3 protein-coding genes are annotated in these 2,724 nt (G+C 71.8%); 1 reads left to right on the top strand and 2 read right to left on the bottom strand.

Annotated elements, in window-relative coordinates; translation table 11 throughout:
* Together CCN72_RS34120 and CCN72_RS34115 are read right to left on the bottom strand one after the other, a co-directional pair.
* Positions 1-802 (bottom strand): sugar phosphate isomerase/epimerase family protein (locus CCN72_RS34120; protein WP_244174616.1); only part of this gene is annotated, 802 nt, incomplete at its 3' end.
* Between the two features lie 84 nt (positions 803-886).
* Positions 887-1,819, bottom strand: a complete 933-nt coding sequence (locus CCN72_RS34115; RefSeq protein WP_086812189.1) for a Ppx/GppA family phosphatase — start codon at positions 1,817-1,819, stop codon at positions 887-889.
* A gap of 71 nt (positions 1,820-1,890) precedes the next feature.
* Here CCN72_RS34115 and CCN72_RS34110 point away from each other — a divergent pair.
* Positions 1,891-2,724, top strand: an 834-nt coding sequence (locus tag CCN72_RS34110) for a DUF3109 family protein (RefSeq protein ID WP_086812190.1), incomplete at its 3' end; no start/stop codon positions are given.

Genomic DNA, 2,724 nt, shown 5'->3' with positions numbered 1-2,724 from the left:
CGTCTCCGGTTTCGGCGGCCATGTCGTCATCGAGGTCAACACCCGGCGGGCGATGTCCGGCGCCGAGCGCGAGGCCGACCTCGCCGAGGCCCTCGCCTTCACCCGCAAGCACCTGGCCGCCGAAACCGGAGACGGTCAGGTGCTCCAGCAGCTCGGCGCAGGGCTGGTCGCCGCGCCCCGGCACCAGGTGCTCGTCCTTGGCCGAGCCGCGCCCGTCGGCGAGGTGGACATGGCCGAGCCGGTCGCCCATGCGGCCGAGCATCTCCAGGGCGTCGGTACGGGCCGTCGACGTATGGCTGAGATCGATCGTGAAGTGCCGGTAGTCGTCCTGGGTGACGTCCCAGGCGGGGGCGTAGGCGAGCATCTCGCGGTCGCGGTAGCGCCAGGGGTACATGTTCTCGACCGCGAACCGTACGTCCGTCTCGTCCGCCATCCGCCAGACGCCGGCGACGAAGTCCCGGGCGTACTGCCGCTGCCAGCGGAACGGCGGGTGCACGACGACGGTGGAGGCGCCCAGCTTCTCGGCGGCGGCCCGGGCGCGGCGCAGCTTGGTCCACGGGTCGGTGGACCAGACGCGCTGCGTGATCAGCAGGCACGGGGCGTGCACGGCGAGGATCGGGATGCCGTGGTGGTCCGAGAGGCGGCGCAGCGCGTCGATGTCCTGGCTGACGGGGTCGGTCCAGACCATGACCTCGACGCCGTCGTAGCCGAGGCGCGCGGCGATCTCGAAGGCCGTCGCCGTGGACTCCGGGTAGACGGAGGCCGTCGACAGCGCTACGGGAACGTCCCTTGGTTCAGCCACGCCGACACCCTAAGGGGTGGGAAGGTGCGCGTGTCGGGTGCTGCTCGCCGGTGTGAGCCAGGCCATCGGGCCCCTCGGGAGTGCTCAAGCGGAGCCCATGTGATCGAGTCGCCGCAGGATCACGCCCTCGCGCAGCGCCCAGGGACATATCTCCAGGCTCTCCACCCCGAAGAGGTCCATCGCGCCCTCGGCCACCAGGGCGCCCGCGAGGAGCTGGCCCGCCCTGCCGTCGGAGACGCCCGGCAGTTCGGCGCGCTGGTCGGTGGTCATGCCGGACAGCCGGGGGACCCATGCCTCCAGGGATTCGCGTTTGAGCTCGCGCTGGACGTAGAGGCCGTCGGCGCTGCGGGCGGCGCCGGCGATACGGGCCAGCTGCTTGAAGGTCTTGGAGGTGGCGACGACATGGTCGGGGGCGCCGAAGCGGGCGAACTCGCCGACCGTGCGGGCGATCTCCGCGCGGACATGGCGGCGCAGGGCGCGTACGTCGTCCGGGGCGGGCGGATCGCCCGGCAGCCAGCCGGCGGTGAGGCGGCCCGCGCCGAGCGGGAGGGAGGCGGCGGCGTCCGGTTCCTCGTCGATGCCGAAGGCGATCTCCAGGGAGCCGCCGCCGATGTCCAGGACCAGCAGCTTCCCGGCGGACCAGCCGAACCAGCGGCGTACGGCGAGGAAGGTGAGGCGGGCCTCCTCGGCGCCGGAGAGCACCTGGAGCCGTACGCCGGTCTCCTCAGCGACACGGGCGAGGACCTCGTCGGCGTTGCTCGCCTCGCGGACGGCGGAGGTGGCGAAGGGGAGCAGGTCCTCGACGCCCTTGTCCTCGGCGGCCTGGAGCGCGTCCCGTACGACGTCGACGAGCTTCTCGATGCCGTCGTCGCCGATGGCACCGCTGTCGTCGAGGAGTTGGGCGAGCCGAAGGTCGGCCTTGTGCGAATGCGCGGGCAGCGGGCGCGCGCCGGGGTGGGCGTCCACCACCAGCAGATGCACCGTGTTCGAACCCACGTCCAGGACACCGAGTCTCATATACGGAACGCTACTGCCAGAACGCGGCTCCACGGTCCCCGGACCGGGGGCGGGGCACTTACCCTGGACGGGTGCCAAAGACGAAAAAGGCGAAGTCCGCGAAAGCCGGTAAGACGGACAAGGCCGGCAAGACCGCCAAAGTTGCCAAGGGGTCGAAGGTGAGCGACGAGAAGGGGCTCGACTTCGCACGCGCGTGGGTGGAGTTTCCGGACCCGGCGGACGACGAACAGGTCTTCCGCTGCGATCTGACGTGGCTGACCTCGCGCTGGAGCTGCGTCTTCGGCAGCGGCTGCCAGGGCATCAAGGCGGGGCGTGCGGACGATGGGTGCTGCACGCTGGGGGCGCACTTCTCCGACGAGGACGACGAGAAGCGGGTCGCCGGGCATGTGGCGCGGCTCACGCCGGAGATCTGGCAGCACCACGCCGAGGGCACGAAGGACGGCTGGGTCTCGGAGGACGAGGAGGGGTCCCGGCAGACGCGGCCCTTCCAGGGGTCCTGCATCTTCCAGAACCGGCCCGGGTTCGCGGGCGGCGCGGGGTGCTCGCTGCACATCCTCGCGCTGAAGGAGGGCCGGGAGCCGCTGGAGACCAAGCCGGACGTGTGCTGGCAGCTGCCGGTCCGGCGGACGTACGAGTGGATCGACCGGCCCGACGACACACGGGTGCTCCAGATCTCCATCGGTGAGTACGACCGCAGGGGCTGGGGTCCGGGCGGGCACGATCTGCACTGGTGGTGCACGTCGGCCACGTCGGCGCACGGTGCGGGGGAGCCGGTGTACGTGTCCTACCGCGCGGAGCTGACGGAGCTGATGGGCAAGGAGGGCTACGACCGGCTGGCCGAGCTCTGCGAGGAGCGCCTCTCCGCCGCGCTCCCCCTCCTGGCCCCCCACCCGGCGGACCCGACC

Origin of the sequence: Streptomyces murinus (assembly GCF_002154555.1) — a bacterium.
Classification (GTDB): Bacteria; Actinomycetota; Actinomycetes; order Streptomycetales; family Streptomycetaceae; genus Streptomyces; species Streptomyces murinus.
This window is presented reverse-complemented; position numbering and strand designations above follow the sequence as displayed.